A 25,419-nucleotide genomic window follows, 5' to 3' on the forward strand; every position below is an offset into this window, starting at 1 on the left:
TGCGGAAGAACTAACTAAACGAACACGATGAGAAAAAGGAGTAACACCTGATATTCAGTCAAGCGATTTCGGGATAGTGCGAGCCGGAAATGAAGCAGGTGCGAACGGCATTTTTGAGTGTTCCCGGTCAAAGAGTGGCATGCCGACGCATGCAAGTAGGGTGGAACCGCGGGCTCGTCTCGTCCCTATGTACAACCTTGTTGTACATAGGGACGTTTTTGCGTTCCCGCATAAATTTGGAGGTGGAAGTCTTGAAGATGACAGTACAGGAAATGATCTTAACACTGCAAAAATTTTGGGCTGAACAAGGGTGCTTGACGATGCAAGCCTATGACGTGGAAAAAGGCGCCGGAACAATGAATCCGATGACGTTTTTACGAAGTCTTGGACCAGAACCCTGGAACGTTTGTTATACAGAACCATCACGCCGACCAGCGGACGGACGCTACGGCGAAAACCCGAACCGCTTGTATCAACATCATCAGTTCCAAGTCATCATGAAACCGTCACCGGACAACATTCAGGAACTGTACTTACAAAGTCTTGAATTGCTCGGCATCAATCCGCTTGAACATGACATTCGTTTCGTCGAAGATAACTGGGAAAACCCGACATTTGGTGCCGCCGGACTCGGATGGGAAGTCTGGTTGAACGGGATGGAAATCACGCAGTTCACGTACTTCCAACAAGTCGGCGGGATTGAATGTAATCCGATCGCAGTTGAAATCACGTACGGAATCGAACGACTCGCATCATACATCCAAGATGTCGAAAGTGTCTTTGATTTGGTCTGGACAGACGGCTTCAAATACGGCGATATCTTCTACCAGCCGGAGTTCGAACACTCGAAGTATACGTTTGAGACATCTGATGTCGATCTCTTGTTCACATTGTTCGATCAATACGAAAAAGAAGCCAACCGGGCACTGGATGAGAACCTCGTCTTCCCGGCCTATGACTATATCTTGAAATGTTCACATACGTTTAACCTGCTGGATGCCAAAGGGGCGATTTCCGTCACGGAACGAACGGGCTTTATTCACCGTGTCCGAAACATGTCGCGCCGCTGTGCCCAAAGTTTCATCGAAGAACGGGAACGTTTAGGTTTCCCATTGATTAAATCGAAAGCTGGTGAATCGCATGCATGAGTTATTACTTGAAATCGGTCTTGAAGAAATGCCTGCCCGTTTTGTCTTACAATCGGAGACACAATTAAAAGAACGTGTGACGACATTCTTAAATGAAGCACGTATCACGTTCGACGCGATTGAATCATTTTCGACGCCACGTCGCTTGGCCGTTCTCGTAACCGGAATGTCGGAACGTCAGACTGACTTGGAAGAGACGCTTAAAGGACCGGCGAAACGGATTGCAGTGGACGCGGACGGCAATTGGACAAAAGCCGCCCAAGGATTTGCACGCGGTAAAGGTTTGACGACGGATGATCTGTTCCTTCAAGAAGAGAAGGGGATCGAATACATCTTTGCGACGCGCAAAGAATCAGGGCAAGAAACAGCAACACTTTTACCGGGACTCAAACAAATCGTTGAAGCGATGTCGTTCCCGAAAAATATGCGTTGGAGCACGCAGTCATTACGCTACATGCGTCCGATTCGTTGGATGATTGCTTTACTGGATGATCAAGTGATTCCGTTTGAGGTGGCAAATGTTGCGACTGGGCGGACGACACGCGGACACCGTTTCCTTGGACAGGACATTACGATTTTACGACCGAATGCCTATGTTGAGGCACTTGCCGGAGAACATGTCATTGTCAGTTACGAACAGCGTCGCCGGTTGATTGAGGAACAAATTCAAAAACTCAGCACACAAGAAGGTTTTGAAGTGCCGATTGATCCGACGCTACTTGAGGAAGTCACGAATCTGGTCGAATATCCGACTGCGTTATTCGGAGCATTTGACGAAGCGTACCTCGAATTGCCGGAAGAAGTACTGATCACGACGATGAAGGAACACCAACGCTATTTCCCGGTTAAAAAAGACGGAACGTTGCTGCACTACTTCGTCACTGTCCGTAACGGGAATGCGATGCATCTCGAGAACGTAGCCCGCGGAAACGAAAAAGTCATTCGGGCACGTCTTGCCGATGCACAGTTCTTCTATGAAGAAGATAAAAAAGCGGACATCGATGCCCAAGCAGCGCGACTTGATAAAATCGTCTTCCATGAAAAACTTGGAACGACAGGTGAAAAAGTCCGTCGTGTGCGCGGGATGGCGCTGCAGTTGGCGGAACGATTCAATGCGGATAAAGCGAAAGTCGAACGTGCCGGAACGATTTATAAGTTCGATCTTGTGAGCCAGATGGTGTATGAATTCACAGAACTGCAAGGTATGATGGGTGAACGTTACGCCAACATGAAAGGGGAAGACGCTGAAGTCGCAGCGGCGATCCGGGAACATTACTTGCCACGTTTTGCCGGGGATGAAAGTCCAGGCACACCAACCGGTACGGTATTAGCTGTTCTTGACAAGATGGACAGCGTGGCTGGATTCTTCGGTGTTGGTATGATTCCGAGCGGTTCGGCTGATCCATATGCGTTACGACGCCAAGCTCAAGGAATCGTTCAGATTCTTTCAGACCGTCAGATTGAGATGACGTTGTCAGAGCTAATCGATTTCGTCGTGTCTTCTCAATTAAAAGCAGGTCTTTATCAAGCGGATGCAGAAACAGTTAAAGCAGCAATGGAAGACTTCTTCAATCAGCGTCTAAAGTTCCGCTTATCGGAAAAAGGATATCGTCATGATGTCATCGAAGCGGCACTTGAGCCGAAGCTAACAGTCGAAGCAAATGAAAAACGGGCAGCGATGCTTGAACAGGCCACACAACAACCAACCTTTAAGAAGACAGTGGAGCAACTCAGCCGTGTCTTGAACATCTCGAAAAAAGCAGAGACGGTTGTGGCGGTAAATCCAGCGCTCTTTGAAAATGAAGCAGAACGTGCCTTGCATGAACAAATCGAGCAACTGATTCCAAAAGTCGAAGCAGCAGTTCAAGCCTCTGACTATAACGAAGCGATTCAAGTGCTCGAATCGAGTGTTCCGGCCATTACTGCTTATTTTGATGGAACGATGATCATGGCGGATGACAACGCAGTTCGGACGAATCGTCTTAGCGAGATGAAGCGGTTTGCGACGGCGATCGAACAAGTCGCACGATTCAATGCACTCACTTTAGTGTGAATAAAGGACGGATGAGCCGATGAAGTTAAATGAACGGCAGAAAAAAATACTCCAAATCGTTAAAGAAAACGGTCCGATCACAGGAGAGCAGATTGCATCTGAACTCTCCTTGACGCGGGCGACCTTACGTCCGGACTTATCGATTTTGACGATGACCGGCATGCTGGAAGCACGTCCCCGCGTTGGTTATATGTATGTCGGTAAAAAGAATACCTCCATGTTGCATGAAAAACTGGATACGTTGACCGTTGGCGAATTCATGTCTTCTGCGAAAGTGATTCATGAAGGAATGACGGTTTACGATGCGATCGTTCATCTGTTCCTCGAAGACGTCGGTTCGCTGTTCGTTGTCGGCAAAGACCATGCGTTAGTCGGTGTCTTGTCGCGGAAAGACTTTTTACGGGCAGCAATCGGAAATCAGGAACTGGACTCGTTACCGGTCAACATCATCATGACACGGATGCCGAATCTGACGGTTTGTGAGAAATCAGAGACATTGATCGGAGCAGGGATGAAACTCATCGAAAAACAGATCGATTCCATGCCGGTCGTCGAGCAGGTGGACGGAATCTTAAAAGTCGTCGGACGCATGACGAAGACGAACATGACAAAAGTGTTGGTCGCGCTGGCACGAGATGAAGAACTTTAATAGGGGGTTCGCAGATGAGACAACGTATTTATGTAGTAAGTGACTCGGTTGGTGAAACATGTGAATTGGTCGTGCGGGCAGCAGCGATTCAGTTTCCGGAACAAGCGATTGAAACAGTCCGGATTCCATTCGTCGATGACGATCAAGTTATTTATGATTTAGTGTTACACGCAAAAGAAGAGCAGGCGACAATCGTCTATACCATCGTTCATGCCACCCATCGCCGGCTTCTTGCTGAAACGGCACATGCACACGAAGTCAAGGCGATTGATCTGTTGGGTCCGTTACTGGATACAATGGAGGGACGTCTTGGGATGCAGCCGAAAGAAGAACCGGGACTGATTTACCGGCTGGACGAAGAATATTTCCGGAAAATCGAAGCCGTTGAATTTGCCGTGAAATATGATGACGGTCGCGATCCGCGCGGTATCAAACGGGCGGATATCGTATTGATTGGTGTATCACGTACCTCGAAGACGCCGTTGTCTCAATACTTGGCGTTAAAACGTTACAAAGTTGCGAATGTACCGCTCGTCCCGGAATCGATTCCACCGGAAGAACTGTTTGATATCCCGAAAGAAAAATGTTTTGGATTATTGATTTCTCCCGAGAAGCTGATTGACATCCGGATGGAACGTCTCCGTTCGCTTGGACTGAAACCGGAAGCCGCTTATGCACAGATGGATCGAATCAATCGTGAACTCGATTATGCAAAAAATCTGTATGACCGGATTGGTTGCCAAGTCATCGATGTGACAAATAAAGCGGTCGAGGAAACGGCGAATCTCATCTTGACAGGGATTTCCGGCAAATCACATGACTAGTAAAGTATGCTTTCACGTAGTATACTAATCTAGCTGCTTAATGAGATGATGCAAATTTTCTAATGAAACGGAACGAGTATTCGTTCCGTTTCATTGCGGGTATATGTATATAAACGTTCGAAAGGAGAGGTGACCAATTGAAACGGCTTCCTGACGAATTGGTTGACCAAGTCCGACAAGCAACGGATATCGTTGAATTGATATCAGAACGTGTAGAATTAAAAAAACAAGGGAATCGTTATTCAGGGTTATGTCCTTTTCACTCTGAAAAATCCCCTTCTTTTTCTGTTTCTCCTGATAAAGGCATGTATTACTGCTTTGGATGCGGGGCAGGGGGAAACGCGATTACTTTTGTCATGGAGACGGAAGGGATGAGTTTTCCGGAAGCCGTCGTCAAGCTGGCGGATCGAACAGACATCAAATTACCAGAATTTGAACGGTCTGATCAAACGGAGTCCACACCCGATCAAGAAAAGAAATATCGGATGCGGGAAGCGCACCGGATTGTAGCGGATTTATACCATGAAGTCATGTTGCAGACAGCTGCCGGTGACGCCGGAAGAGAATACCTCGAGCAACGGGGCATCCAGGAACCGGCGATGCGGGAATTTAAGTTGGGATACGCACCGGACCAGGACCGGTTTACGGTAGATTCATTGGCACGGCGTAACTTTGATTTGGATGAGATGGTAGAAGCAGGCCTGATTTCAATAGGCAGAGATGGCGATTATCGCGATCGATTTAATGGACGGGTCGTATTTCCAATTTCAGATCGTGATGGCACGATTGTTGGATTCAGTGGTCGCTCCATTGACGGAAGAGACCCGAAATATGTGAATACAGCGGAAACCCCTCTTTTTAACAAAAGCGAATTGTTGTTTGGTTTTGCCCAGGCACGTGGTGCCATGCGGAAAAATAAGCAGGTTTTACTTGTCGAAGGGAATTTGGATGTTGTACGTGTCGCTCAAGCGGGTATACCCTATACGGTAGCTTCTCTTGGAACGGCACTGACTCCCGTCCATGCTCAAAATTTAGGTAGAATCGTCGATGAAGTCATAGTTTGTTATGACGGAGACAAAGCGGGACGTGCCGCGACCCTTAAAGCATTACGTTTATTGGAGGATGTTGCGGTCGATTGTTCTGTGATTCGTCTTCCGGATGGAGAAGATCCCGATTCTTTTATCGGTACACAGTCGGAAGAGACCTTTCTTCGTTTAATCGAGCAGGAACGGATTTCAAGCCTTGAATTCAAATCTTTTTATTTTCGGCAAGGAAAAAACCTTCGATTAGAAGGAGAACGGGTCCGTTATATTGAAACTATGCTTGAGGAGATTGGTCGAACGGCCAATCCATTGTTACGCGATATCTATTTAGGGAAACTGGCTGAAGAGTTCCACTTGTCGAAAGAATCACTGTTGTCGCAAGTTAAGCCGTTGCAACCGCAACAGGCTAAACCGAAACAAGAGCGACGGCAGGAGACACAAGTCGTAACCTCTTCTCCTCAGGACCGTACTTTCTCGAATTGGAAACGAGCCGAACGTTTTCTGCTCGCTTATATGATCCGTTCAGAGGAAGTAGGTCTTGAGGTACGTGATCAGCTTGGTGTGGCGTTTAACGATCCAGCCCATCAACTGATTGCAGGGAAACTATATGAATTTTACGGAACAAACACCCCAGCGGATCCTGATCGTTTTCTGACGATGCTCCACGATGCATCGCTTCAGCGAATCGTAGCGGATCTGGAGTTTATGTTAATGCCGGAATATGATCCGGATTTATTGAGTCATTATATTCGTGCCGTTCAAAACGAACGGCAACGACGGACGCTGGACGATGAAAAGTCGCAGTTGAGTCAACAAACAGATATCCGTGCTCAAGCGGAGCTAATGCAGGCGATCATCGAACGGAAACGACGTTTGAAAGATCGATGACCTGCTGCATGATGTGGAAGGAGTGTATGGTTCGATGGCAGAAAAAGCAAGATCAGAAGCAGAAATACTCCGTCTCGCGAAGGATGAACTAATCGCGCTCGGACACAAGAATGGTGAACTATCGCATCAAAAAATCGAGGATAAACTCAGTTCGTTTGAATCGATGGATGCGCAACAATTCGAAGAATTCCTTCAACTGCTCGAAACAGAAGGCATCAAGGTCAATAACGATGGGACGGGTGACGACAAGGAAGAAGCGGATTTAAACGATCTTTCGGTCCCGCCGGGCGTTAAAATCAATGACCCTGTCCGGATGTACTTGAAAGAAATCGGGCGTGTCGATCTATTGAACGCCGAAGATGAAGTCGAACTCGCGAAACGAATTGAGCAGAACGACGAAGAAGCTAAGAAACGTTTAGCGGAAGCTAACTTACGTTTGGTCGTTTCGATTGCGAAGCGTTACGTCGGTCGCGGCATGCTGTTCCTTGATTTGATTCAAGAAGGAAACATGGGACTCATCAAAGCGGTTGAAAAGTTTGACTATACAAAAGGATATAAATTCTCGACTTACGCTACCTGGTGGATTCGTCAGGCCATCACACGTGCAATTGCCGATCAGGCACGGACGATCCGGATTCCGGTTCATATGGTCGAAACGATCAATAAATTGATCCGTGTCCAACGTCAATTACTTCAGGATTTAGGACGTGAACCGACTCCGGAAGAAATTTCGAAAGAAATGGAAATCACACCGGAAAAAGTACGTGAGATTCTGAAGATTGCACAAGAACCGGTATCGCTGGAAACACCGATCGGGGAAGAGGACGATTCACATCTCGGAGACTTCATTGAAGACCAGGATGCGACAGCCCCTCAAGATGCAGCGGCCTACGAGTTATTGAAAGAACAGCTCGAAGATGTCCTCGATACGTTGACGGACCGCGAAGAAAATGTGTTACGTCTTCGTTTTGGTCTAGACGACGGTCGGACACGCACACTTGAAGAAGTCGGGAAAGTATTTGGTGTCACACGTGAACGGATTCGTCAGATTGAGGCGAAAGCGTTACGGAAACTACGTCATCCAAGTCGTTCAAAACGTCTAAAAGATTTCCTCGATTAATTCAAAGTGTGAAGAAAATATGAAATTTTAGTGAGAAGGGAGAAAAAGTTTTGTTTTTTTCTTCCTTCTCTGTTTTTTTTACAGTAGAATAGTAACGGGGAATACCATTCAGTCACCAACTTGGTTGGGTAGAGAATATGGGGGGGAATCCAAATGCGTAATCCGTTAGTACCGTTCGCATCGATTGCGATCATCGCCATCATCGCCATGATTTCATTGTCATACTTTGGGGTCGATCAGGTCAAACAAGCAGAAAAAGGTCCATCAACAGCTGAAATGAAGCCGGAAGATCTGTTTGCATCTAAAGGATGTACAGGATGCCACGGTGGAAATCTTGAAGGTGGAGTCGGTCCGAACTTAACAAAGATCGGCGCGAAGCTGAAAGAAGAAGAAATTAAAGAAATCGCTATGAACGGTAAAGGGCAAATGCCTGGCGGTCTTGCGAATGACGAAGAAGCCGCTGCTTTAGCAAAATGGCTCGCTGCAAAGAAATAAGTCAATCAACATCCGTCTCTTCTCCGAGATGGATGTTTTTTTGTGATGAATTTTAGGGAAACGACTGTTTCTTTTTTACGCCAAGTCCGCTATTTTTAAATGAGAACATGAATCAGGAAGGATGAAATACATGCAAACGAACGTCATACTTGATCAACGTCTACAAAAAGTCGTGTCTTATATTCCACAAGGAGCCGTACTCGCAGATATCGGATCCGATCACGCTTTTGTGCCTTGTTACTGTATCCAGCAAAACTTGATTGAACGCGCGATTGCCGGTGAAGTCAACGTGGGACCAATGGAAGCGGCACAAGGACAGGTTGCGCTTGTTCAATTAGAAGATAAAGTCGATGTCCGGCTCGGGAGTGGCCTGACTGTCTTAACACCGGGTGAAGTGACGGCAGTAACGATTGCCGGAATGGGCGGAACGTTGATTGCTTCGATTTTAGAAGAAGGCAAAAATCACTTATCCGGAGAAGAAAGATTGATTTTACAACCAAACGTCGATGCCGTTGATGTGCGGAAGTGGCTGCTCGCTAACGGCTATGCCTTATTATCAGAAGCGATTGTCAAAGAAAATGAGAAGATTTATGAAATTCTTGTTGCGGAAAAAGGAGAAGAATCATTATATTCCGATGATGTCGAACAACGAGAGTGGGAATTGTATTTTGGTCCGCAATTGACACGGGAAAAGGCACCGGCATTCATTGAAAAATGGCAGACTGAAAAACAAAAACGACAATATATCCTGGAACAAATGCAGCGCGGGAACGATTCGGATGTCTTGCAGGGAAAAATCGCGAACATCGAACGGTTGATTCAAAAAATGGAAGAGGTGACGAACTGATGGCAAACGGTCAACAAGTCATCGAGCAGTTTGAGACATTTGCGCCGAAAAAATTTGCCTTTGAAGGAGATCCGATCGGCTTGCAAATCGGGACACTCAATAAAGAAGTCAAACGGGTCCTTGTCACATTAGATGTATTGGAGTCTGTCGTGGATGAGGCAATTGAAAAACGAATCGATTTAATCATCGCCCACCATCCGCCGATTTTCAGCAAACTTCCAAAAGTGACGGATCAATCGGCTGCGGGACGTATTGTCATGAAATGTATCAAACATGATATTGCCGTCTATGCCGCCCACACGAACTTAGATGTCGCGGAAGGCGGTGTCAATGACTTGATGGCAACGGCATTAGACATCACGGATACAAAGGTTCTGGTGCCGTCTTTCGAAAACACACTGTATAAACTCGTTGTCTTCGTTCCGGAATCTGCCGTGCAACAGGTCTCGGAAGCGTTAGGGAAAGCAGGAGCGGGGCATATTGGAGCATACAGTGACTGTCAGTTCCACATGACGGGAATCGGGCAATTTAAAGCAACGGCGGAAGCGAATCCGTATGTAGGACAACCTGGACAACTGGAGCATGTTAAAGAAGTGCGAATCGAAACGATGGTCACGGAATTAAACAAAAAACAAATCATTCGGGCGATGATAAAAGCCCATCCGTATGAAGAAGTCGCGTACGACGTGATTCGTCAAGAGATTGAATCGCCGTCACTTGGTCTCGGGCGGATTGGCCGATTAAAAGAAGCCGTTCCCTTAAAAATGTTTGCCGAACAGGTCCGGTCAGCCTTTGGGGTTGAGAACTTACGGTTTGTCGGTGATGAAAACCGATTGATTCAAAAAGTAGCTGTATTAGGCGGAGACGGGAACAAGTATGTTTCGACAGCAGCCTTTGCCGGAGCAGATGTATTAGTGACAGGTGATTTATATTTCCATATCGCACATGATGCGATGGCACTTGGACTTGCCGTAGTTGATCCCGGACATCACGTTGAGTCGGTCATGAAACAGGGTGTCGTCAAACTATTAGCAGAACGATTTGAAAAACAGAACATCAAAGGTGTCGACTTGTTTGTCTCAGAGACGAATACAAATCCGTTTCAATTTCTTTAAAAAAATGATTCCTGACCGTCGAGTACGGTCAGGAATCATTTTTTTAAAGTATTTTAACTTTTGGTAAGATACGGCGCAATTCGAGGAACGGCGTCTTGTCATGCGTACTGATATCAGCAGGATCATACTGTTGTAAGAAGTCGATGACTTTTTTAGTAATCGGTGTTGGCGTTGAAGCACCTGATGTTACACCAACCTGGTTGACACCGTCGAGCCATGATAGATCGAGTTCCGTTAAATCACCAATCCGGTGAGCCGGCGTTGCGGCAATATCAAATGAAACTTGTGCCAGACGGTTCGAGTTGTTTGAACGTGGATCGCCGACGACGATGACTAAGTCGCAATCACCAGCCTGTTCTGCAACAGCTTCCTGGCGGACTTGCGTCGCATTACAAATTTCATTATGCACTTCGACATGCGGATATTTTTCGCGGACATGCCCCATCAACGCTTGGACATCCCATTGACTCATCGTCGTTTGATTCGTGACGATAATTTTTTTATTAGCGAGATGAGCAGGCAACGCTTCGATGTCTTCGACTTTTTCGATCAAATGAACGTGTTCTGGTGCCACACCTACGGCTCCTTCAGGTTCCGGATGACCGTGTTTACCGACATAGATGACTTCATAGTCATCAGCGACAACAGTCCGGATCAAGTCATGTGTCCGGGTGACGTCTGGGCATGTTGCATCGACGACAGTCAATTTTTTCTCGGCTGCGCGGGCATAGACTGCTGGCGAAATTCCGTGTGCTGTAAAGATGACGGTTCCTTCTTTGATCGTTTCGAGTGCTTCTAAACGGTCAGGACCATCTACGGTCAAGACACCCATCCGTTCGAATTCGCGTGTGACGTGTGCATTATGGACAATCATGCCTAAGATATGGATTGGTCGTGGTAAGTTATCGTTTAGTGCAGCTTGTTGAGCAAGTTTCATCGCATCAACAACACCGTAACAATAACCACGGGGACTGATTTTTTTAACAAGCATAGTCTAAATTCTCCTTTTGTATGGAAAGAATGATTATTTAGAGTGTACCATTGATTCAAGTTGAATGAAAATAGAGGAGTCTGCCGAAAGAGAATATCATGATATACTAATTGAGTTGTCTAGAAATGAGGAAGGGGTGAAAAGATGGAGACGAAAAAGATGATGCGGTCCTATTTTTTCCAAATCACGGCTGTTTTGTTCATTCTTATTTGTCTTGTCATCTCGGCACTTGCCTTTACAGCAGACCGCGTCACGATTTCACGAGTCGAACAGCAGACAGAAAAACAGAGTGAAAAAAGTGTCGAAGTCTCAAGTAATGCGCTGCGTGACAGCGTCGGGAACTTACACGAAAAAATCATGAGTCTTCAATTGAATGTCACAAATATGAGTAATCTCGATCGGGCGATCCGGGATTCGAATTTGCTCGATATCGATACCGGATTTAAAAGCTTCTTTTATTATGATCGTAAAACCGATAAGATCACCTGGTTTTCGAGTGAAGATCGTCGTATTTCGGATTCGAAGATTCGTCGCGATGACTCTTTTATACAAGCCTTGACGAGTACGGATTTTCATATGAGTCCACGTTATGATATAACAAATGATTCTTTGACCTATATGTATGTCTCGGTTCGAAATGGCAATGAGCGGGTCGGTGTATTTGGTGGAGGGCTCAGTCTGATGAATTCCGTCGTTTTTCGAAATTCACTGGAATCGTTTGATGATGATACGATGGCCTATTTGTTTAACAGCCAAGGTGAGCCGCTCGCAACCTCGAAAAACCTCGTAACCGATCAAGAACGCCTCTTGAGTCAAAGTGTTGTCGATCGGGCTTTCAAAAGCAGCAAACCGTATGAAATCTTTAGTACAAATAAAGATATGTACTATTTTGCACGTGATTTGAAGGTGACCGATTGGAAAATACTGGTGCGGACACCGCGGAGTGTATTTTACGAACCTGTCTATACGACACGACAACAATATCTGGTCATTGCAGCACTTACACTGGTGCTCAGTCTGATCGTCGGTTATTTGATGTCACGGCAATTGACGGCACCGCTACTGGAGCTTGTTCAAAAAATCGAAAAAAGTACGACGCCGCAACCGATTACCCTGGAACGTTCCGGCTCAAATGAAGTCAAGACCTTGGTCACCGCCTACAATGAATATGCGCAACGGATGGAACATGCACGGGTCGAACAGTTGAGTCAGCAACAGGTAATCTTACATCAGGAAAAACTGGCATCGCTCGGACAACTCGCAGCAGGGATTGCCCATGAAATCCGAAATCCATTGACGCCGGTTAAGATGGCGTTGCAATTGCTGTCAGAAGAAAAACAAAATAATCCGGATATGATGCAGATTGCATTGTCTGAACTGGACCGGGCCAACCAGCTGATTCAGACAATGCTTGATTTATCCAAAAATGATAAAACAACGCTGGCGATGGCACAGATTGACATGAAAAAAATGATGGAGAAGTTAACGTTCATCCTCGAATCGAAATCACATCCTTATGAAGCAGACTGCAAGATTTACACACCGGCACACATGCCGTCGTTGTATGCTTCGGAAAATGGCCTGTTGCAGGTGCTGTCGAATTGTATCGGAAATGCGCTTGACGCTGTCGATTCGAAAGGGTCGGACGGAATTTGTCACGTCCACCTTCATGTCTATCCGGATCAGTTTGTGTTTATCGTTCAAGATAACGGTGTCGGAATGGACGAAAATCAGATTTTAATGCTGGGTCAGGCGTTTAACACATCCAAAATCAACGGCAACGGGTTGGGATTGTTCATGTCCAATCAAATTGTCCGTCAGCATAATGGAAGAATCGAAGTCGACAGTAAAGTCGGTGTCGGCACGACGGTACAACTCTTTTTCCCAAGACGGGAGGAGTAGGCATGAGGTTCAACAAGTCCTGGTTGTTTGTTTTGATCATTTGGATTGCATCCGTCCTCGTCATTTCCAACATGTTTGTCCAAAAGGAAACAAGTCCTAAACGGAATGTCGTGGGGTTTACGATTGTCAATGACAAACATGAATTTGCACAACGGTTGATCAATGCCTTTAAAGCGGAAGCGAAAGCGAATAAATATGAAGCGTTAGTAGCGACGTCACAAAATTCCCGCATCAGTGAACGCGAACAGATTTTAGAATTCGTTCAACTGAAAGTCGATGCCATCTTTATCACAACACTGGATGATGTCTATATCGGCAGTGCCATCGAAGAAGCCAAAAAAGCAGGGATTCCTGTATTTGCGATTGACCGTATGATTCACTCAGATGCTGTCGTGAGTTCGATTACATCTAATAATCAAGTGATTGGGGAACAATTGGCTTCCTATATTAAGAATGAGTTAATCAAGCGTACAGGTCAGTCAACGGGTCGCATCGTCGAGATCACGGGTACGGCAAACGTCTATACGACAAACGAACGGCACCGGGGATTCTTAAAAGGAATCGAAAATGAGCCAACGCTTTCGATTGTCGATTCGGCCAGCGGAAACTATGATCCGGTGACATCCGAACGTGTCATGCGGCAGGTGATTGACTCCGGAATTCCGTTCGATGCAGTCTACTGTCACAATGATGATATTGCGATGGGCGTACTCGAAGCATTGAAAAAAGCGAAGATTTCCGGAAAAATAGTTGTCGGAATCGATGGGAATCGTGCTATATTAGAAGCTGTTGACATGAAATCGATGGACGCGACAGTCGTCCAGTCCGCTGAAGAGATGATGAAAGTTGCCTTCAGCGCGTTGAAGCTTCATACGAAAAACAAAAAAATTCCCGATCGTTTCTATACGTATTCATATTTGTATGACGGTAGTAGACCAATACCCATGTTGAACTGAAGAAATAGATGGTGAAGGCGGACGATTCGCCTTTAATTGTTAAAGAAAGAGAAAGGATGGTGACAAATATGAATGGATTTACCCATTTCGATTTGCACCCGTTCGTCGTCGAAGCACTCGAAGACGCACGTATTAAAAAACCAACCGATATTCAATCCCGGATTATTCCGGCAGCGCTCAAAGGGCGGGATATCATTGGACAATCACAGACAGGGACAGGAAAAACGTTATCGTTCCTCTTGCCGATCGTTCAAAATGTCAATCCGGAACTTCAAGAAATGCAAGCCATCATCGTTGCGCCGACGCGCGAACTGGCTTGGCAGATTCATGAGGAATTGAAATCAATCCTCGTCAAACAACCGGATTACATCAAGACAAGTCTTATCACAGGTGGAATGGATCGCGAACGTCAAATCGGACGTGTCAAAGTCTCACCGCAAATCGTGATCGGAACACCTGGACGTATTTTGGATCTCTTTAAAGAACAAGCATTGAAACCGCATTTCGTGAAACATTACATCATCGATGAAGCGGATCAAATGCTCGACATGGGATTCCTACCGGAAGTCGACCGGATTGCTCAAGCGCTTCCTGAGAAGTTGCAGATGATGGTATTCTCCGCAACGATTCCTGAAAAACTGCAACCATTCTTGAAAAAATACATGAACAATCCACGTTATGCGCATGTGGATCCAAAACAACAGACAGCGAAAAAAATCGTGCACCATACGGTTCCGGTCAAGCACCGCGATCGTTCTGATTTGACGTTGAAACTGGCGAAAGCCCTCAACCCGTATATTTGTCTTGTCTTTACGAATACGAAAACAGAAGCCATCGAACTCGAAGCTCTCTTCCTTGAAGCGGGACTCAATGTCGGTTCGCTTCATGGTGACTTGCCGGCCCGTCGCCGGAAACAAGCCATCAAGGAAATTAATGAAGCCAAATATCAGTATGTCATCGTAACGGATCTTGCTGCACGCGGCATCGATATTTCAGGTGTTTCCCACGTCATCAACCACGGGATTCCGAAAGATCTCGACTTCTATGTTCACCGTGTCGGTCGGACAGGTCGTGTTGATCAGGACGGATTGGCTTACACATTGTTTGAAGATCATGAGAACGGTTCGATCAACCGTCTTGAGGACCGTGGTATCGAATTCATCAACGTGGATGTGAAGAGTGGTCAAGTCAGCGAAGTGAAAGAACGACGCCGTGCAAAACCACACATGAAGACAGCGGTTTCGAAAACAGCTCACAGCCGTTTATCCGGTGAAGCTGCAAAAGCGAAAAAACGTGTCAAACCAGGTTATAAAAAGAAACACCAGTATAAGCTGAAAGAAACAGCAAAACGCGAACGAATCAAAGAACAGCGCGGAATCGGACGTGCTGAGCGTAAAGCGAACGCCAGTAAAACAAAATAATCAGTCCTCGGCATTTCAGCCGAACGGCTTGAGCAAAGTCTACGAAAGAATTCGTGGACTTTGTTTTTTTAGTATCGCTAAAGGTTCTTGTTTTTTTTGACATTTGGTACACTAGAAGCAGAAGAAGGGTGGAATTTTTAATGAAAATCGGTTCACATGTGTCTCTGTCAGGCAAAAAAATGTTACTCGGTGCGAGTGAAGAAGCAGCCTCTTATGGTGCAACGACCATGATGGTCTATACAGGAGCACCCCAAAATACAAGACGGAAACCGATTTCGGATTTGCGGATTCCAGAAGCCTTGTTGCATATGGAAGCAAACGGGATTGAAGAAATCGTCGTCCATGCACCTTATATCATCAATTTAGGCAATACGACGAAACCGGAAACGTTTGAATTAGCCGTCTCATTTTTAGGAGAAGAAATCCGGCGGGCGGAAGCTCTCGAAAAAGCAAAACATATCGTCCTGCATCCAGGAGCACATGTCGGTGCCGGGGAAGAAATCGGAATCAAACGAATTATTGAAGGGCTCAATGAAGTATTAACGGGAGATGAAAAAGTAAAAATCGCTCTCGAAACGATGGCCGGAAAGGGGTCGGAAATCGGTAAGACATTTGAAGAGCTGGCAGAAATCATTGCCGGTGTGACGCATAATGACCGCCTGTCCGTCTGTCTCGATACATGTCACGTCCACGATGCCGGCTATGACCTGATTCATGACCTGGACGGAGTATTGGAATCGTTCGATCGTATCGTCGGAATTGACCGTCTTGGCGTGATCCATGTCAATGATTCGAAAAATATTCGCGGTGCCAAAAAAGACCGTCACGAAAATATCGGATTTGGTGAAATCGGTTTTGATCCGTTACATCGAATCGTTCATCATCAGGATCTGGCCCATTTACCAAAAGTCCTCGAAACACCGTATATCGGACTGGATCCCAAAAAGAAGGTCGCACCTTATCGTGAAGAAATTGCCATGTTACGCTCAGGAAACTTTGACGCCGAGTGGCGTTTGCCATTGATCGGTACATCCATTTAAATGAGAGAGGTGTCTGTCGCGTGTGCCATCTACTAGTCGTTGAAGAATCAGAATTTGCCTTAAGGCGAGCAGTCGTCTTATATTATGAAACGAAAGAACCGTTTTATTTACCGGCGGAGCTAGCCGAAGGGGAAGAAGTATTTTTGGCGACGAAAGATGGAATCGTTGCGTATGCCGAAGTTTTGTTCAGCGAATACACAACACGACCGGCAGATCCGCATTGGCTGACAGAGGCGGATGAACAGGAACGCACGTATGCCTGCCTGGATTTGATTAGCGTGGATTTACGACACCCGCTGTTAGGGTCACCGTTGTCAGGGTTACAGGTAAATCCCGGACAAACGGATTTGAAAGTCAGACAGTGGTTGGTCGAAGCCTGGCAAGCCGGTCATTTTGAGTCGGATGTGACAACAATCGATCAAGCAAAAAACCGTCGGATGGAACGTTTTCGTGAGCGGAATCATCCCGCGCCGCTAAAAGCGTGTTGCGAAATGTGTGGAAACACGCAGCAATCAATTCTCGAATGGCACGAACATCACGGGCACTTTCAGACACTTTGTCCGACGTGTCATCGAGTCGCACATCAAAGTATCGAAAAAATGGAAGACGTTGCTGCCACGTCGGATCAAACTTCTCCCAAACAGTAAGTGTCTCAGTGGGTTATTCCTGAGTCGCTTACTGTTTTTCAGATGGCGTCTCCATGATATAATCAAGGCTGATAATTATTATCATTGAAAATGGAGTAACTGGAGTGAAACAGGATGCATATGATTGATATTTTAATTGAACTGCTTATCTTTCGATATGCCGGTTTTTCATTGTTCCGTTTCACCAAAAAGCGAAAAAAGGAAAATGTGCGACATGCTAAGTAGAACCGACTTGTCAAACAGCTTGTGATGACGTCAATTGGGACAAAGTCATTGCGGACGCACTATAGAAATAACAAAAAGCGTTTTTCTTCTCGATAACAGAAGAAAACGCTTTTTATGTGGAATAGGAATACTTCTGTCAATCAAAACGGCCAGCGATCAGCGAGGAATAAAAATACCTTCATCCCAAGGAACACACCGAAAATTCCAACGATGGCCGGAAAGACAGGTGGAGCAGGGATTGGTAATTTAAGAGCAGTAAAGACGACACCACAGATGATACCTGCTAGCAATGATAATAAAATTTGTTGAAGCATGAGGCCCAGTCCTTTCTTCATATGAAAAAACGCTTACAAGCTTATTATATGAAGATGTCTGACGTTAAACAACGATTATTTTTTAGCAGCAGTTGGATCAAAGGTGATCTTTTCTTCAGCCCGTTCAACCGGTGTCCATTTTTGTTCGAGTGGGTGTTCAAAAGACGGTTTTACTTTTAATTTCCCGTTCGTATAGAGCTGAATCAGGATTTGTGATTCACAGGCTTGCTTGCCTTTTGTTACATAATGATAATTTCCTGATTCATCCTGTTCGCGTGCTTTGACGTTATCCGCCATCGTTAAAGCCAAACAATCCTTGATGTAGTTTTTCTGTTCCTCATCAATGATCGGGAAAAGAATTTCAATCCGTTTCCGCATATTACGTGTCATCCAGTCGGCACTGGAACAATAAATCAAATCGTCTCCATTGTGGTGGAAGTAAAAAATCCGGGAATGCTCCAAATAACGATCGACGACGGACGTGACACGGATATTTTCCGAGATACCTTTGATTTGAGGGCGAAGGCAACAGACGCCGCGAACAATCAATTCAATTCTGACTCCTGCGCGTGACGCTTGATACAGTTTCACGATAATGTCTTTTTCCGTCAAACTGTTCATTTTAGCGACGATTCGACCATTACCATGTTTTTTATGATATTTGATTTCTTCATCAATCAATGATAAAAATTTCTCGAGCATCGAGTTCGGGGAGGTGTGAAGGGCATTCCATTTAGGTTGCTCCCCATAACCGGACAACCAGTTGAAGAAGTTCGTTGCATCTTCTGCAATTTGTTCCCGTGCCGTCAAAAGACCGATATCGGTATATAATTTAGCTGTGGAATCATTATAATTACCTGTTCCGAGATGGACAAACCGTTGAATCCGGCCTTCCTGTAACCGGACAATCAATGTAATTTTTGAGTGTGTCTTTAAATCGCTGTAACCGTAAATGACGTGAGCACCTACTTTTTCCAACTGTTTGGCCCATTCGATATTTTTCGCTTCGTCAAAACGTGCTTTTAATTCAACGAGCACCGTAACCTGTTTCCCGTTCTCTGCAGCAGTCTTCAATGCTTTGATGATCGGAGAGTCGCCGGACACGCGGTATAACGTTTGTTTAATCGCCAGGACGTTCGGGTCGTTAGCAGCCTGCACAATCAGACGGACGATCGGATCAAACGTATGATACGGGTGATGCAGCAAATAATCCTGTTGCAGAATTTGATCAAACAAATTCTTCGATTTTTCAAGTGCCGGCGGTTCGACAGGCATGATCGTCTGATAAATCAAATGGTCGTATTCGACCCCGATCTGGCTGTAAAACGCAAAAGCGAATGTCAAATCAATTGGACCATCGACGGCATAAATATCCCGGTCTTGTAAGTCGAGCACATCGCGTAACATATTGAGTAAGTTCGTGTTGATGGCATTCTTCTGAATTTCAAGTCGAATGCCGACTCCCCACCGCCGTTTTTTCAGTTCTTTTTCAATCAATTTTAATAAGTCGTGTGTTCCTTCTTCATGGAACGGTAAATCTGCGTTTCGTGTAATCCGAAACGGCATCGCTGATAAGACACGATAGCCTTTAAACAAAGAGTCAATGAAGGAAATGATGACATCTTCCAGTAAAATTACAGCAGTCGTTTCCTCATCCTCTACCGGTAAATCAACGAAACGCGGCAGGACGGCCGGCACTTGAACAAGTGCCAGGTTCCGTTTTGAACCGTCTTCCGCTTCAAGGGCCGTCGCAATGTTCAACGATTTAGACGAAAGCATCGGGAACGGACGGTACGCATCGACCGCAACAGGTGTCAGAACCGGAAAAACTTGTTCTCTGAAGAATGCTTTCACATATTCTGCTTGCATTTCATTTAACTCGTCATTCTTCAGGAAAGAAATTCCTTCTGCTTTTAGCGCCTGGGTGACGTCTTTAAACGCTTCGTATTGTTGATCGACAAGCTCTTTTGTTTTCGTAGCGATGGCACGTAACTGTTGTTTCGGTGTGAGTTGCTGTTTGTTTTCGGGTTTATTGAATCCAGCCAGTACTTCATCCTTTAATCCACCGACACGAACCATATAAAACTCATCTAGGTTGGAACTGAAGATACCTAAAAACTTAAATCGTTCCATCAATGGATTTCGTGTATCCGTCACTTCTCCTAAGACACGTTCGTTGAATTGTAACCAGCTGATTTCCCGGTTATTAAAAAACTCTGGGGAGTCAATCTTCACGTAAGGCCGCCTCCTTTATTGTCAAACTGAATGGACCGATCAATGATACGTTCCAGGTGTTTTTTTTGTTTCTCTGCTTTTTCGACTTCAAAACCGTAATCATGATCACCGGTATCGAGAATGATCCGGATATCTTTTTTATCTTTTTCAAGAGTAACTTCAAGACTGTCGACGGCACGACGTTCTGTCACATCAAGTGCTTCCGTCAATTTCAGAATGGATCCGAGTAAATCAAACCGCTCGATCGATTTATCCGTGAACCAATCCTTAAACGGTTTTAAGAGCTGTTGCATCCGTTTCGAAGACGAATATGAACTGACGAGTGCCAAAGCTAAACGGTCTTTATGCGTCATTCCTTTTAAATCGGTATTCGTCAAAAGATAAAACGTTTGATTCGACCGGGTATCCGGATTGATGTACTGCCCACAATAAAGTAAGCGACTGGCGGAATCCAGTAATCGTAAGTCAGCGGCCCGTTCCGGAATAATTTCGAGCGTCACCAATTGGCGGTAAATTGATTTGGCAATCGTGCCGAGATAGTTCATCCGGTCACGGTTGACTTTGTAATCACTTTCCAGTTGATAAAGACTTTCTTCGCGTACATTCTCGATACGCCGCTGTTCCTGTTCGTGTAAATCATATTCGTAGACAAGACCTTCCCGTAACCCGTAATTACTCATCACGAACTGGTCTGCCTCGATATGTAGTGCCAGTTCATGAATTGCGATTAACGCTGGTAAGAAGATATCGACCCGGTCCTTGGATAACCCTTCGACTTTCATCAACTGTTTAGGCGCTTTGTCCTCCAGTTCGTCAATCAGTTTCCCTAACTCTTTCGACCGGACTTGGTATTGATGGATCCCATGCAATGGATAGTCGAGTGTAGACTGATGAATGCGGACGAAGTTTCGTGCGGATCCGCCGACACCGATTAATGGAAGTTTTTTATTTTTCATCCAAGGAATCTCGTCGAATTGTTCACGCAGGAATTTAATCAGTTTCTTTTGTTCACCTGACGTCATGGTTTCTCCAGAGAGAAATTGACGAGTCAACGTGACAGCACCGAAAGGAAAACTATGATAAGCAATCATTTCCCGGTTCTCAATTAACGTGACTTCCATGGATCCGCCGCCGATATCAACGGAATATCCATCGGTCAGGAAAGTGGAATTGATAATCGCGAAATAGCCGTAGTAAGCTTCTTGTTCATCAGACAGGACCTGCATCGTAAAGGGCGTTTCCTGTTCGACAGCTTGGACGATGTCCTGCCGATTACTCGCATTTCGAATGGCCGCTGTCGCCACGCAAATGGTTTCTTCAACGTGGTGGGTAATGCCGATTTCGTGAAACCGTTGTAGCGTTTCGCACAGTAACCGGATACCGACTGAGTCGAGGGCACCATTCTCATCAATATGAGCGGAGAGGCGAGCGACGACCTTAACATTAATTTTTTCGATATATCGACCGGAATCGATTGGATGGAAAACGACATACCGGATCGAGTTGGACCCGATATCGATGACTGCTAATTCATTCTTCAAAACAAATCCGCCCCCTTTGAGTACTCAATCCATCTTTTCCCGAATCAGGGATTCTGAAAACGACAGCTTGTATCCTTTTATTGTACCTTGTGCCTCTCCCTAAAAGCGTCTATTCACAAAAAAGTTACATCGGTTGCAACGAATGAAGGCTGGCGCTATAATAAGACAGTTGATAAGACGTAACTATTCCGTTTTAACATGAGACGGAAGGAGAGAATAAACATGACAGAACCCATTATTGAAATTAAACAACTGACATATGATTATCCGGATCGACGTGTCTTGAATGAAGTGACGTTTAATGTACAACAGGGACAATTCCTGGCCATCGTCGGAGAAAATGGATCCGGCAAATCGACGTTAATCAAATGTATGCTCGGTTTATTAAAACCTAAAGGTTCGATTCGTTTGTTCGGACAGGATCAAGCAGCCTTCAGTGACTGGTGGCGGATCAGTTACGTATCTCAAAAAGCGGCATCGTTCAATTCAGGATTTCCGGTCACGGTCGCTGAAGTCGTCGAGATGGGGTTGTATGCGAAAAAAGGATTATTTCGGCGTGTGACGAAGCAGGACCGTGAAAAAGTAAAGACGGCGCTTGAAACAGTCGGCATGTGGGATCGACGCGATTCGAAAGTCGGTGACTTGTCAGGCGGTCAGCAACAGCGGGTCTTTATCGCCCGGGCGCTCGTCAACGATCCGGATTTGATGATTTTAGATGAACCAACGGTCGGAGTCGATCAACGGTACGTCAAAGAGTTTTATGAAATCTTGGAAGAATTGCGACGTGATAAAAAACGGACTTTCGTCCTTGTGACACATGATATCCACTTCGTCAGCAAGCTCGTGACGGATGTGATTCATCTCGTTGACGGGCGACTCGGTTGTAATTGCGGTATTAAAGAATACTGGGAACTGGACGAGCAGACGATTCGTTCCTTGTATCCTGTTCCGGGACGTGTTCTTGTCCACCAAGGGGAGGTCGTCCTGTGATTGAAGCGTTCATGACATTAAAGTTTTTACAATATGCGCTTGTTGCGGCGGTATTGATCGGTTTTACGGCTCCGTTGATCGGTTCATTCGTCGTCGTCCGGCGAATGAGTTTGATTGCGGATGCGTTATCACACGTCACACTAGCCGGAATTGCCCTCAGCCTGTTGATATCCGGTATGGTTGCGAGTCTGGTCGATTTAAATCCGCTTTATCTCGGAATCGTGACATCGGTCATGGCAGCGTTGACGATTGATTGGCTGCGCGCGAAGTACAAACATTTTCAAGAGCTTGCTATACCGATCATCATGGCGACGGGAATGGGGCTAGGTGCTATTTTCATCAGTCTGGCGAACGGCTTTTCAATGGATCTTGTATCCTTTTTATTTGGAACGGTCTCGGCTGTGACTTTGACAGATGTTTATACGATTTTGATTGTTACAGGTGTCGTCATTTTATTTGTGATTTCGTTTTATAAAGAGTTGTTATTTTTATCGTTTGACGAGGAACAGGCGCGCGTGTCCGGAATTCGTCTTCGGCTGGTGCACATTTTGTTCATGATCGTTGTTGCCCTGGTGATTGCGATTAGTATGCGTGTCGTCGGGATTTTACTGGTATCGAGTCTAATCACCTTGCCTGTCGCAGCGGCGCTTCGACTTGCCAAAAGTTTTAAGGCGACGATTTTTTATGCCATCGTGTTTGGCGAAGTGGCGACGATTAGCGGTTTGATTTTGGCGTATCAATTTGATTTAGCGCCCGGCGGCATGATTGTCATGCTGGCGGTCGCAGAGCTTATTCTCGTGATGCTGATTGAACGTTTTTAGATCGGAGGGAAAATGCATGAAAAAAAACATCGAACAAGCGCGTGAACGGATGAAAGCATCCGGATTCAAAATGACACCGAAGCGTCTTGATTTATTGGCGTATCTGTTTGAAGCCAATCGGTATGTCAGTGCGCGGGAAGTCGCGGAAGAGTTGCGCCCATCACATCCTTCGCTCAGTTACGATACGATTTACCGGAATTTAAATGATTTTGCGGAAATCGATATTTTAGAGACAACTGAACTGGACGGGGAAATGAAATTCCGGGCCGCCTGTCAGTCTGGTCATCACCATCATCATTTGATTTGCCGGACGTGTGGAAAGACGGAAACACTGGATGTTTGTCCGATGGAATGGGTGTCACCGATTAAAGATTCAGGATTTGAGGTCGAAGATCATAAATTTGAGATTTATGGCCGTTGTGCCGCCTGTCAGAAATAAGGAGTTATCCGGTGTATTCCAAGTGAAAGCATCATTCAACGCAAGAGAGGGAGGACGGAGATTTATATCCGTTCCCCTTTTTTTGGGTTGACCCCTCTCGATTTGTTCTGGCTTGAAATGAAACAAAACGGGAATAGGACGAACAGAGGTGATAAAAATGATTTATGATGCACAGGAAGCACGCCAAATTGATGAATGGGCCAAGACATCCGGTCTGCCGCTGGAAGTTTTGATGGAACGAGCAGGTAGTGAAATCGCGAAGCGAATCAAGAGCATGCATACGAAAAAAGAACGGATTCTGATCATTTGTGGGACGGGGAACAATGGGGGAGACGGTTATGTGATTGGCCGTGAACTCGTTCGTGATGGATACGATATTACGATACATGCGCCATTCGGTAAGACGAAGACTACGACGGCTCAACTTCATCAGCATTATGCGGAAAACTTCGGACTCGTGACGGAGGCGGTCTGCGGGCAATACGATTTGATTGTAGATGGTGTCTTTGGAACCGGATTTGACGGAACCCGACTGACGGAAACAATACATGATTTATTTGAATGGGTCAGTGAACAACAACAGCAAGGGGCGAAATTGTATGCGATTGACATACCAAGCGGCGTGCCGTCCGACCAAACGACCGATTTTTCCGGACAAGCACTAAAAGCAGATGTTACGTTTTTACTTCATGCCTTTAAACGGTCTGCCTTCTTGTTGAAGACAGCCTCATTTTTTGGAAAACCGGAACAGATTGATTTGGGTTTGCCGGCCTTTGGCGGATGGCAATTAGTGACCGAATCGATTGCTCCGTTGTTGACCCGCGATCCTTACGGGCACAAAGGAACCTACGGAACGGCATTACTGATTGGTGGAAGCGAGACGATGCCGGGATCGATTCAACTGGCTGCGCGTGCAGCACTTCGGTCAGGAGTGGGGAAATTACAAGTTGCGACGGTACCGGCAGCTCAGATCGGACTCATCGTTAACGCGCCGGAAGCGATGGTTCTCGAACAGACGATGACAGCAATCCAAGAAATGATGAAGCAGGTGGATGTCGTTGGAATCGGACCAGGACTTACCTCGGATTCGACCGCTGACTGGGTGGAGTTCCTGCTCGCACAAGACGTTCCGGTAATCCTCGATGCAGGTGCCTTGATTCGCGACAGCTATCCGGAACGGAAGGAAGCGATTGTTGTTACACCACACATCGGTGAATTCGCACGGATGACAAATCAAACTGTCGAAGAGGTTCAGGATGATTTATTTGGACAAGCAAGCGAATATGCTGTCTTACATCAAGTGATTGTTGTCTTGAAAGCCCACGTGATTCTTGTCGCGACGCCGGAGGGTGGCGGTTATGTCATCAACGGGGCATCGAGTGGATTAGCGAAAGGAGGCAGTGGTGATACATTGTTTGGTATCCTCACGAGTCTGATTGGTCAAAAAGATTATTTTAAACATATTTCGGTCGAACAATTGATTGCACTTGGTGCTTCTTGGTATGCTCAAGCATCCAAACAGGTGGAACAACAGCTTCATCCCAGTAGTATTGTCGCGACTGATGTGATTAATCAGCTCGGACAGGTAAAGCATCAGTAAAAGCGTCAAGAATAGGTATGTTTCTTCAGCACAGAAGAAAGATGCCTATTTTCAAGGAAATAATTGCTAGTAGTGGAAGAGCAGGAGTATGATGAAGTGGCGCCGAATGGCTATG

22 protein-coding genes are annotated in these 25,419 nt (G+C 45.7%); 18 read left to right on the forward strand and 4 right to left on the reverse strand.

All coding sequences use genetic code 11. The annotated features are described in order from the left end of the window. Window positions 1-257: 257 nt before the first annotated feature. The 9 genes from glyQ to HNY42_RS05750 all read left to right on the forward strand — a co-directional run bounded on the left by glyQ (window position 258) and on the right by HNY42_RS05750 (window position 10,182). Window positions 258-1,148 carry a glycine--tRNA ligase subunit alpha gene (gene glyQ, locus HNY42_RS05710; protein WP_012369731.1) on the forward strand — a complete coding sequence of 297 codons (891 nt, stop codon included), beginning with the start codon at window positions 258-260 and terminating at the stop codon, window positions 1,146-1,148. Further along, window positions 1,141-3,201, forward strand: a complete 2,061-nt coding sequence (glyS, locus tag HNY42_RS05715; RefSeq protein ID WP_131973204.1) for a glycine--tRNA ligase subunit beta — start codon at window positions 1,141-1,143, stop codon at window positions 3,199-3,201. The genes glyQ and glyS overlap by 8 nt, the downstream gene beginning before the upstream one ends. A gap of 19 nt (window positions 3,202-3,220) precedes the next feature. Continuing rightward, window positions 3,221-3,850: a transcriptional regulator CcpN gene (locus tag HNY42_RS05720; protein WP_026828978.1), complete on the forward strand. Its 630-nt coding sequence runs from the start codon at window positions 3,221-3,223 to the stop codon at window positions 3,848-3,850. A 14-nt stretch (window positions 3,851-3,864) separates the two neighbouring features. Beyond that, entirely contained in the window at window positions 3,865-4,674 is an 810-nt protein-coding gene (locus HNY42_RS05725) for a pyruvate, water dikinase regulatory protein (RefSeq protein WP_026828977.1), read from the forward strand. Between the two features lie 137 nt (window positions 4,675-4,811). Then, complete coding sequence (dnaG, locus tag HNY42_RS05730; protein WP_188005238.1) at window positions 4,812-6,605, forward strand: DNA primase; 1,794 nt, start codon at window positions 4,812-4,814, stop codon at window positions 6,603-6,605. Between the two features lie 34 nt (window positions 6,606-6,639). After that, a complete protein-coding gene (gene rpoD / locus HNY42_RS05735; protein ID WP_012369736.1) occupies window positions 6,640-7,725 on the forward strand; it encodes an RNA polymerase sigma factor RpoD in 1,086 nt (361 codons plus the stop codon). A gap of 153 nt (window positions 7,726-7,878) precedes the next feature. Beyond that, window positions 7,879-8,220, forward strand: coding sequence for a cytochrome c550 (cccA, locus tag HNY42_RS05740; protein ID WP_026828975.1), 342 nt, complete (start codon window positions 7,879-7,881; stop codon window positions 8,218-8,220). A 130-nt stretch (window positions 8,221-8,350) separates the two neighbouring features. Continuing rightward, window positions 8,351-9,067 (forward strand): tRNA (adenine(22)-N(1))-methyltransferase, encoded by a 717-nt coding sequence (locus HNY42_RS05745; protein WP_131503961.1) that lies wholly within the window; start codon window positions 8,351-8,353, stop codon window positions 9,065-9,067. Further along, window positions 9,067-10,182 carry a Nif3-like dinuclear metal center hexameric protein gene (locus HNY42_RS05750; protein WP_188005239.1) on the forward strand — a complete coding sequence of 372 codons (1,116 nt, stop codon included), beginning with the start codon at window positions 9,067-9,069 and terminating at the stop codon, window positions 10,180-10,182. Before HNY42_RS05745 ends, HNY42_RS05750 begins: the two co-directional genes overlap by 1 nt. A 43-nt stretch (window positions 10,183-10,225) precedes the next feature. Here HNY42_RS05750 and HNY42_RS05755 read toward each other — a convergent pair whose 3' ends face one another. Next, window positions 10,226-11,173: a 4-hydroxy-3-methylbut-2-enyl diphosphate reductase gene (locus HNY42_RS05755; RefSeq protein ID WP_114596400.1), complete on the reverse strand. Its 948-nt coding sequence runs from the start codon at window positions 11,171-11,173 to the stop codon at window positions 10,226-10,228. 144 nt (window positions 11,174-11,317) lie between these two features. On the opposite strand from HNY42_RS05755, the gene HNY42_RS05760 reads away from it, so the two are divergent. The 5 genes from HNY42_RS05760 to HNY42_RS05780 all read left to right on the forward strand — a co-directional run bounded on the left by HNY42_RS05760 (window position 11,318) and on the right by HNY42_RS05780 (window position 17,139). Beyond that, the gene (locus HNY42_RS05760) at window positions 11,318-13,075 is read left to right on the forward strand and encodes a sensor histidine kinase (RefSeq protein ID WP_131973201.1); all 1,758 of its coding nucleotides are present in this window, start codon (window positions 11,318-11,320) and stop codon (window positions 13,073-13,075) included. Between the two features lie 2 nt (window positions 13,076-13,077). Beyond that, window positions 13,078-14,031, forward strand: a complete 954-nt coding sequence (locus HNY42_RS05765; RefSeq protein ID WP_188005240.1) for a sugar ABC transporter substrate-binding protein — start codon at window positions 13,078-13,080, stop codon at window positions 14,029-14,031. A gap of 68 nt (window positions 14,032-14,099) precedes the next feature. Next, window positions 14,100-15,452, forward strand: a complete 1,353-nt coding sequence (locus tag HNY42_RS05770) for a DEAD/DEAH box helicase (protein WP_026828969.1) — start codon at window positions 14,100-14,102, stop codon at window positions 15,450-15,452. Window positions 15,453-15,592: 140 nt separating this feature from the next. Then, complete coding sequence (locus tag HNY42_RS05775; protein WP_188005241.1) at window positions 15,593-16,492, forward strand: deoxyribonuclease IV; 900 nt, start codon at window positions 15,593-15,595, stop codon at window positions 16,490-16,492. A 20-nt stretch (window positions 16,493-16,512) separates the two neighbouring features. Further along, window positions 16,513-17,139 (forward strand): hypothetical protein, encoded by a 627-nt coding sequence (locus tag HNY42_RS05780; protein ID WP_131973199.1) that lies wholly within the window; start codon window positions 16,513-16,515, stop codon window positions 17,137-17,139. 365 nt (window positions 17,140-17,504) lie between these two features. On the opposite strand, the gene HNY42_RS05785 is transcribed toward HNY42_RS05780, so the two are convergent. The 3 genes from HNY42_RS05785 to HNY42_RS05795 all read right to left on the reverse strand — a co-directional run bounded on the left by HNY42_RS05785 (window position 17,505) and on the right by HNY42_RS05795 (window position 21,454). After that, window positions 17,505-17,678 carry a XapX domain-containing protein gene (locus HNY42_RS05785; protein WP_012369749.1) on the reverse strand — a complete coding sequence of 58 codons (174 nt, stop codon included), beginning with the start codon at window positions 17,676-17,678 and terminating at the stop codon, window positions 17,505-17,507. 75 nt (window positions 17,679-17,753) lie between these two features. Beyond that, window positions 17,754-19,913 (reverse strand): RNA degradosome polyphosphate kinase, encoded by a 2,160-nt coding sequence (locus tag HNY42_RS05790; RefSeq protein WP_131973198.1) that lies wholly within the window; start codon window positions 19,911-19,913, stop codon window positions 17,754-17,756. Then, entirely contained in the window at window positions 19,910-21,454 is a 1,545-nt protein-coding gene (locus tag HNY42_RS05795; RefSeq protein WP_131973197.1) for a Ppx/GppA family phosphatase, read from the reverse strand. Before HNY42_RS05795 ends, HNY42_RS05790 begins: the two co-directional genes overlap by 4 nt. Before the next feature lie 222 nt (window positions 21,455-21,676). On the opposite strand from HNY42_RS05795, the gene HNY42_RS05800 reads away from it, so the two are divergent. The 4 genes from HNY42_RS05800 to HNY42_RS05815 all read left to right on the forward strand — a co-directional run bounded on the left by HNY42_RS05800 (window position 21,677) and on the right by HNY42_RS05815 (window position 25,304). Next, the gene (locus tag HNY42_RS05800) at window positions 21,677-22,444 is read left to right on the forward strand and encodes a metal ABC transporter ATP-binding protein (protein ID WP_188005242.1); all 768 of its coding nucleotides are present in this window, start codon (window positions 21,677-21,679) and stop codon (window positions 22,442-22,444) included. Continuing rightward, window positions 22,441-23,265: a metal ABC transporter permease gene (locus HNY42_RS05805; protein WP_304999557.1), complete on the forward strand. Its 825-nt coding sequence runs from the start codon at window positions 22,441-22,443 to the stop codon at window positions 23,263-23,265. The genes HNY42_RS05800 and HNY42_RS05805 overlap by 4 nt, the downstream gene beginning before the upstream one ends. Window positions 23,266-23,281: 16 nt before the next feature. Continuing rightward, a complete protein-coding gene (locus tag HNY42_RS05810; protein ID WP_114596389.1) occupies window positions 23,282-23,704 on the forward strand; it encodes a Fur family transcriptional regulator in 423 nt (140 codons plus the stop codon). A gap of 157 nt (window positions 23,705-23,861) precedes the next feature. Beyond that, window positions 23,862-25,304, forward strand: coding sequence for an NAD(P)H-hydrate dehydratase (locus HNY42_RS05815; RefSeq protein WP_131503188.1), 1,443 nt, complete (start codon window positions 23,862-23,864; stop codon window positions 25,302-25,304). Window positions 25,305-25,419 lie beyond the last annotated feature (115 nt).

Source organism: Exiguobacterium sp. Helios (genome assembly GCF_014524545.1).
Lineage (GTDB): Bacteria > Bacillota > Bacilli > Exiguobacteriales > Exiguobacteriaceae > Exiguobacterium_A.

What these genes read in the sequence shown, in the direction of transcription:
- glyQ (WP_012369731.1), top strand. Translation starts at nt 258, where the DNA reads ATGACAGTACAGGAAATGATCTTAACACTGCAAAAATTTTGGGCTGAA.
- glyS (WP_131973204.1), top strand. Translation starts at nt 1,141, where the DNA reads ATGCATGAGTTATTACTTGAAATCGGTCTTGAAGAAATGCCTGCCCGT.
- HNY42_RS05720 (WP_026828978.1), top strand. Translation starts at nt 3,221, where the DNA reads ATGAAGTTAAATGAACGGCAGAAAAAAATACTCCAAATCGTTAAAGAA.
- HNY42_RS05725 (WP_026828977.1), top strand. Translation starts at nt 3,865, where the DNA reads ATGAGACAACGTATTTATGTAGTAAGTGACTCGGTTGGTGAAACATGT.
- rpoD (WP_012369736.1), top strand. Translation starts at nt 6,640, where the DNA reads ATGGCAGAAAAAGCAAGATCAGAAGCAGAAATACTCCGTCTCGCGAAG.
- cccA (WP_026828975.1), top strand. Translation starts at nt 7,879, where the DNA reads ATGCGTAATCCGTTAGTACCGTTCGCATCGATTGCGATCATCGCCATC.
- HNY42_RS05745 (WP_131503961.1), top strand. Translation starts at nt 8,351, where the DNA reads ATGCAAACGAACGTCATACTTGATCAACGTCTACAAAAAGTCGTGTCT.
- HNY42_RS05750 (WP_188005239.1), top strand. Translation starts at nt 9,067, where the DNA reads ATGGCAAACGGTCAACAAGTCATCGAGCAGTTTGAGACATTTGCGCCG.
- HNY42_RS05755 (WP_114596400.1), bottom strand. Translation starts at nt 11,173, where the DNA reads ATGCTTGTTAAAAAAATCAGTCCCCGTGGTTATTGTTACGGTGTTGTT.
- HNY42_RS05760 (WP_131973201.1), top strand. Translation starts at nt 11,318, where the DNA reads ATGGAGACGAAAAAGATGATGCGGTCCTATTTTTTCCAAATCACGGCT.
- HNY42_RS05765 (WP_188005240.1), top strand. Translation starts at nt 13,078, where the DNA reads ATGAGGTTCAACAAGTCCTGGTTGTTTGTTTTGATCATTTGGATTGCA.
- HNY42_RS05770 (WP_026828969.1), top strand. Translation starts at nt 14,100, where the DNA reads ATGAATGGATTTACCCATTTCGATTTGCACCCGTTCGTCGTCGAAGCA.
- HNY42_RS05775 (WP_188005241.1), top strand. Translation starts at nt 15,593, where the DNA reads ATGAAAATCGGTTCACATGTGTCTCTGTCAGGCAAAAAAATGTTACTC.
- HNY42_RS05785 (WP_012369749.1), bottom strand. Translation starts at nt 17,678, where the DNA reads ATGCTTCAACAAATTTTATTATCATTGCTAGCAGGTATCATCTGTGGT.
- HNY42_RS05800 (WP_188005242.1), top strand. Translation starts at nt 21,677, where the DNA reads ATGACAGAACCCATTATTGAAATTAAACAACTGACATATGATTATCCG.
- HNY42_RS05810 (WP_114596389.1), top strand. Translation starts at nt 23,282, where the DNA reads ATGAAAAAAAACATCGAACAAGCGCGTGAACGGATGAAAGCATCCGGA.
- HNY42_RS05815 (WP_131503188.1), top strand. Translation starts at nt 23,862, where the DNA reads ATGATTTATGATGCACAGGAAGCACGCCAAATTGATGAATGGGCCAAG.